Consider the following 6698-nt stretch of genomic DNA (forward strand, 5'->3'; position numbering starts at 1 on the left):
GCACCCTTCCGGGCTGATCACCGAGTAGACGGCGTTCTCGCAGACGATCACGCGATCGGCCACCGCCAGTGCCAGCGCTCCCCCGCTGCCACCCTCGCCGGTGACCACGGTGACCACCGGAACCGGCAGTCCGGCCAGCAGTTTCAGCGATTCCGCGATGGCGACGGCCTGCCCCTGCTCCTCGGCGGTCACGCCGGGGTAGGCGCCCGCGGTGTCGACCAGGGTGATCACCGGAATACCCAGCTTGGCGGCCAGCCGCAGCGCGCGGGCCGACTTCCGGTATCCGGCAGGGGTCGGCATGCCGTAATTGCGCTGCGCCAATTCGGTTGCGGTGTGGCCTTTTTGGGTGCCGATCACCATGACCGGAGCGCCGTCGAGGCGGGCCAGCGCGGTGATCATGGCCGGGCAGTCGGCCGACAGACGGTCGCCGTGCAGTTCGACGAATTCGTCGAACGACGCGGCCAGGTAGTCCAGCGTGGTCGGTCTGGCGAGTTCGCGCGCGGCCCGCACGCTCTGCCAGGCGTCGCGCGGGGCGAGCTGGGTCGGGTCGCTGCGGACCGGATCCGCGTCGTCGGGTGGCTCGATGGGGCGCGAGCTGTCGGCGGCGAGCGCGAGCAGGCGGGCCAGCCGGTCACGCAGGGCCGAGCGGTGGCAGATCAGGTCCACCACACCGTGTTCGAGCAGGAATTCCGCGGTCTGGAAGCCCGCGGGCAGCGTCTCGCCGATGGTCTGCTGGATCACCCGCGGCCCGGCGAAGCCGAGGCGCGCGCCGGGTTCGGCGATGATGATGTCGGTGGACGTGGCGTAGGAGGCCGCCACGCCGCCGTAGGTGGGATCGGTGATCACCGAGATGGTCAGCACGCCCGCGTCGTCGAGTTCGCGCAACGCCTGGCTGGTCTTGGCCATCTGCATCAGCGCGAGGATGCCCTCCTGCATGCGGGCGCCGCCCGACGCGGTGACCAGCACCAGCGGCACCCGCGCCGCGAGCGCGGTCTCCGCCGCGCCGGTCACCGCTTCACCGACCGCGCCGCCGAGACTGCCGCCGAGGAAGCGGAAGTCCATGACCGCCAGCACCACCGGCGCGCCGCCGATCGTGCCGCGCACGCACCGGATGGCGTCGGGCAGCCCGGTGCGCCGGCTCGCCTCGGCGTGCCGCTCGGGGTAGGGCCTGGAATCGGTGAAGCCGAGCGGATCGATCGCGGTGTCGGACGGCTCGAGGTCCAGCGCCGATCCGGGGTCGAGCAGCGCATCGATGCGCTGGTCTGCGGTCAGCATGCCGTGCCCGTCGCAATCCGGGCAGACCCGGCCCGCGCGCTCGTAGCGCTTGGCGTAGAGCATGGCGGCGCACGACGGGCACACCATCCAGGAGGTCCGGGTGTCCGGACCGGTTTCCAGCGTGGTCATCGTTCCTCCCTCGGTCGGGGTACGAATCGGGCGCAGTCGGCGGGTAGCCGCACGCCCGCGGTGCGCAGCTGGGCGACCCGGGTGAGGTAGGCCGCGCCCAGCATCATCTGGTCGGCGATGTCGGCGACGTGCCGGTTGCGCAATGCCGCCAGATAACTTCCGGCGGCCCAGTTGTTGAACCCGCCCATCGCGGGCCCGCACCAGATCTGATAATCGGCGACGCGGCCGGCCTCGCCGCGAATGCTCCACCCCGACGACAACCCCAGATACCACCGGAACACCAGTGCCATTTTGCGTTTCGGGTCCGCGTCCGCGCCGGCCAGCTGGGCCGGATCGCGTTCGGTGAAGTAGGTGACGCAGTCCGCCCATACGGCGTCCAGGGGCCGCTGGAACAGCGTGGCCTCGAGATCGCGGCGCAGCTCGGCCGGGATCGCGTCGATGCCGTCGTAGGCGCGGTAGGTGTCGTAGAGGCGCTGGGCGCGGGTGGCGAACATGGTGCCCCTGCGCAGCACCTGCACCTGGACGCCGAGCTCGAACATGTCCGAGGACGGCGCCATGGCGCAGTCGGCGAAATCCGCCTGGGTGAGCAGCTGTTTGGTGGTGTCGCACTGGGCTGCTTCCACGGTGGCCTGATTCACCGAACCGGTCACCACGTAGGCGGCGCCCAGCGCGAAGGCGGCGGCCGCGGCGGCGGGGGTGCCGATACCGCCCGCCGCGCCGACGCGGACGGCCGCGGCGGCGGGCACCGTGCGGGCCAGTCGATCCCGTGCCGCGATGAGCTCGGGCAGCAGCACCAGCAGCGGCCTGCGGTCGGTGTGACCGCCGGAGTCGGCTTCGGCCGTGATGTCGTCGGCCATCGGCACCTGTTCGGCGAGCCGGGCCTGCTCCGGCGTCAGGTCGCCGGCTTCGACCAGCGCGCGCAGCAGCCGCGCCGGGGCCGGACGCAGGAACGGCTCGGCGACCTCCACGCGGGAGACCTTCGCGATCAGGCGATGGCGCACCTGCACGCGTCCGTGCCGGTCGAGGGCCAGCCCCGCCGCCCGGTAGCGCACGACCTCGCCGGTGAGGTCCATGAACGCCGACGCCTCCACACAGCGAACCCGGTGCCGCAGGCAGGCGTCGACGATGGCGCGCTCCAGGGCGGGTTCGGACGGACTGTGGATCAGGTTGCACGCGAACGGTTTCCCGACCAGCGTGCGGCTCAGCTCGGCCAGTGCCGCGTCCACCGCGGCGGGCGGCACGCCCGCCGCGCCGTAGGAGGCGAGATATCCCGCCCGCGCCATCGCCGAAACCAAGGCGGGCGAGGCGATTCCGTTCGCCATCGCACCCGCCGCGTAGGCCGCCCGCACACCGTGAGCGGCGGCGAACCGCCGATCGCCCAGTTGCTCGGGCGGCAGCGGGGCCACCGCAGCGAGAACCTCGGCGTGCGCGGCGGTGCGCTCGTCGGAGGTCGCGCCCACCTGTCCGCCGTGGCGCACGATCCAGCACGGACGCGTCAGGTCGGACAGGACGGCGGTGATTCCGTCGGCGGTGTCCGCGAGGACACCGGCCGGAGACGTGGTCATCAGCGTTCCTCCCGCTCGACGAGTTCGACCGCGAGGTCGGTCAGCTCGTAGATGCGCAGCCCCGGCTTCCACAGCGAACCGTCGGCGACGACGGTGACGCCGTGCGGGCCGCGCTGGATCTCCTTGATGTGCACTTCGAGTTCGACGGTGCCGTCGGTGGGCAGGAACTGCCCGCGGTAGCGCCAGCTGAACGTCCGGCCGGCGGGGATGCGGAAGACCGGATCGCCGATCGTGTCGGCGAATCCGGCGTCGATCATCCACTCCTGGATCGCGTGGATCACCGATTCCACACCCAGCGAGCCCGGGATCACCGGGTCGAGGTGGAAGTGCCGGGCGAAGTACCAGTCGGACGGGTCGATCTCGCGCAGCGAGTGCAGATACCCGACGTCGTACCGGCCACCGCCGTCGACCACCTCGACCCGATCGATCAGCGCCAGGGTGCGCCGGGCGCAGAGGCGGGCGGCCGGGTCGGCGCGGCGAGCGGCGACGTCGATGGCGCGCACCCGCGCCCCCGGGTTCTCCGCGAGCCAGGTGGGCGCGGGGCGGCCCGCGTCGAGTCCGGTCTGGTTGGCCAAGGCCTCGTCGCTGAAGTAGCCGAACATGGTCTCGCCGGTGTAGAACGGTTCGCCGTTGACGCTGAGCGTGTAGTCGAAGGTCTGCAGCGACGAGCCGGGCAGGATGGTGGTGGACAGCAGCCGGGAGGACTGGCGGATCGTCTTGTCCCGCAGGTCGATCTGCCGCAGCACGGTGGCGGTGCCGCCCAGGTTGCGCAGGCTGAGGGTGATGCCGGGCTGGGTGAGCGTGGGGCCCGCGTAGTAGCCCATCAGCAGCGCCGCCTGCAACGAGGTCTCCATGTAGACGAAATGCGGCATGGAGTCGTTGGCGGTGTCGCCGTAGTACCAGGAGTCGGCGGGTGAGTCGTATTCGGTGGTGTAGGACGCGCCGTCCAGGTTCCCGCGCCTGCCGTCGAAATCGAGCACCCGGTCGACCAGCAGCAGACCGCCGGTCGGCAACCGGGTCGCCCGCACGCCGGTGTATTCCGCGAACTCCGGACCCATGGCGATCCCTTGATCGCCTCGGGCGAGGTGCGCCATGTGGAACTCGTTGAGCAGCAGGCTCTCCGAGACCTGGCCGGGGCCGACCCCGCTGCCCGGGCGCTCCACCACGGTGACCGTGACGTCGAGCGCCCCTTCCGCGCCCGTCACGGCCGCCGTGCCGGTGACATGCGGCCGGGGCACCAGGTCGAGCGCGGTCACGGTGAGGGTGATGGCGCCGGACGCGACATCCGCGACCGTGCCCGCGCAGTCGGCGACCAGGGAGCTGCCCGACAGCACCAGCGGCATGCCGAGATACAGCGCGAACACCTCCGCGGCCTGTATCGCCGCCGCGCGCGGGTCGCCGTCGAACCGCGCTTCGACGCTGCCGTCGCCGTGGCCTCCGTACAACTCGATGCGAGTCACCTCGGTGAGCGCGAGCCGGGTCGACCCGGCCAACCGGGCCGCGACCACGCTGCCGGAGCGCCGGTACGCGGGTCCGAAGACGCCGCCGAGGTCGCCTTCGGCGAGCCGCAGCAGATCCGCGCGGTCGAGGCGGGTGCGGCCGGTGCGGGCCAGCGGCTTGAAGGCCGACTCGGCGGCGGTGAGTTCGCCCCGGACACCGGACGCCGGACTCGCCGCCTCGGCACGGATGCCTTCGTGACCCGCAGCCTCGGCCGTGACACCCGAACGGAGTAGCGTTCGCTGCCACACCGCGCGCTGCATCGCCAGCTGCGCGCTCAACGCGGCCCGGTGCGCGGCGACGACGCCGGAGCGGATTTCGGCGAGCGGACCGGCCGCCCGCGCGGCGACTCCGTCGACATGAGCCGTCGGCGCTCCGTCTGCGCTCTCCGGCCTCTGCGCGGACGCCGTCACCGAATCGAACGGAATGCCGTCGAACTCCAGGGTTGTCATGCCATCCACCGCCTCACCGAGGTCTGGAACTTCTCCGTCAGATCGGGTGTCGTCACCACCGTGACGTCCGAGAAACGTTGCAGTACAGTGCCGTCCGCCGTGGTGGCGGTGGCATCGATCCGAGCGTCCAGACGACCGGCGCGCGGGTTGTCCACGGTGAGCAGGAACGGCTCGCCCGCGGGCAGAGGCCGGAAGTAGTCGATCCGCCCCGCGCCGAGCGGCAGACAGGCGCTGCCGAGCAGCCGGTGGCCCAGCACCGGTGGTCCCTGCAGGATCAGATCGGCCAGGACCGGATCGTGCAGCCGCCCGGCGTAGGCACCGTCGGCCACGGTGGCGGCGGGCAGTTCGCAGTCGAAGACGATCGCGTCGTCCGAGGCCGCCCGGACCCGGCGCAATCCCTGCAACGCGGGCGCGTGGAACTGGACGGCGTCGCGGTAGATGGTCGCCTCACCGACCGAACCGTCCGGCACCGGCTTGTGCGGCGGCCGATCCGTCGCTTCGGCGAGCACGAGGGTCGCGCGGAAGTGGACGGCGTTCTCGCCGCGCACCGTCGCGCGCACCGAGGCGGCGCCCGCTTCCGGCACGATCTCCAGTTCCAATTCCTCCAGCGGTCGATCGAAGACGATCCCCTTGAGCACTTGGAAGTCCTCGACGCCGACCACCGTGCGGCCGGGCAGGCCGCGTTCGGCGAAGTTGATCATCGCGCCGAGCCCGAAGGTGGCGGGCAGCACGATGTGCTCGCCGATGCGGTGCGCCGCGATGATCGGGTCCGCGGTGATCCCGGTGATCGTCCGCTGGGCCCGCACCGTCGCGGCCACCGCCGTCGGGTCCGACAGCGACTTCGCCGGTCCGATGAGCACGACCGTGTCCTCCGAGCGCGCCTCGGTGAACTGCTCGGTGAACGCCGCCGCACCCACCTGCGGGTCGAGCAATTCGACTCCGCGCGTCCGGAAGCGTTCCCGCAAGGCGGGGGTCACCATGCCGCCGTCCCACGCGCCCCAGTCGATCGCGGTGACGTGGCAATTCGGCCGATGTGCCCGCCAGCTCACCGCGAATCGGGAGAGCGCTTCGTTCGCCGCCGCGTAGTCGGCCTGTCCGGCATTGCCGAACAGCCCGGCCACGGAGGTGAACAGCACCAGGTGGCGCAGTTCGCCGACCGCGTGCAGCACCGAGGCGAGTCCGGCGATCTTGGGGTCGAGCACCCGCGCGACCGATTCGGCGGTCTTGTCCGTGATCATGGAGTCGGCCAGCACTCCCGCTCCGTGCACGACGCCGGTGATCGCGTCCCGCCACGGCGCGAGCGCGGCGGCGACCGCCTGCTCGTCGGTGGCGTCGACCGCGAGGTACTCGGCGCGGGAGCCGAGAGCGGTGAGCGTCTCCCTGATCTCGCGGGTGGCGCGGATTCCGGACACGGCACGCTCGATATCGCGCGGCTTGGCGCCGGAACCGGCCAGCGCACCCACCGCCGCGGCCTTGAGATCGGCGTCGGGAACCCCTGCCGCCCACTCGGGTTCGGCGGCCGGCGCGGAGCGCCCGAGCAGCACGAAACGCGCCTCGCTCCGAGCGGCCAGCGCCAGCACGCAGGTCGCCGTGACGCCACGCGCGCCGCCGGTGACCAGCAGGACGTCCTGCGCGGTGAGCACGGTGGGATCCTGCTCCGTGCCCGTGCGCACCGGAAGGACGGTGCGCGCGGGCGCATGTCCGCTCGGCACCGGAGTCCTTCGCTGCCGCGCCGCGTCGACGCCGACCTCGAGGGTGTCACGGGCCGGATCGAACAGCT

4 protein-coding genes are annotated in these 6698 nt (G+C 72.1%); all 4 read right to left on the minus strand.

Translation table 11 applies throughout. The annotated features are described in order from the left end of the window. Nucleotides 1–1404, minus strand: a 1404-nt coding sequence (gene accD, locus ON21_RS31025; protein WP_039803937.1) for an acetyl-CoA carboxylase, carboxyltransferase subunit beta, incomplete at its 3' end; no start/stop codon positions are given. Beyond that, complete coding sequence (locus ON21_RS31030) at nt 1401–2969, minus strand: PfaD family polyunsaturated fatty acid/polyketide biosynthesis protein (protein ID WP_039803939.1); 1569 nt, start codon at nt 2967–2969, stop codon at nt 1401–1403. The genes ON21_RS31030 and accD, both read right to left, overlap by 4 nt. Next, on the minus strand, nt 2969–4918 hold the full coding sequence (locus ON21_RS31035) for a beta-hydroxydecanoyl-ACP dehydratase (protein ID WP_039803940.1): 1950 nt from the start codon (nt 4916–4918) through the stop codon (nt 2969–2971). The genes ON21_RS31030 and ON21_RS31035 overlap by 1 nt, the downstream gene beginning before the upstream one ends. After that, nucleotides 4915–6698 (minus strand): SDR family NAD(P)-dependent oxidoreductase (locus ON21_RS31040; RefSeq protein WP_039803942.1); only part of this gene is annotated, 1784 nt, incomplete at its 5' end. The genes ON21_RS31035 and ON21_RS31040, both read right to left, overlap by 4 nt.

Origin of the sequence: Nocardia araoensis NBRC 100135 (assembly GCF_000308435.1) — a bacterium.
Classification (GTDB): Bacteria; Actinomycetota; Actinomycetes; order Mycobacteriales; family Mycobacteriaceae; genus Nocardia; species Nocardia araoensis.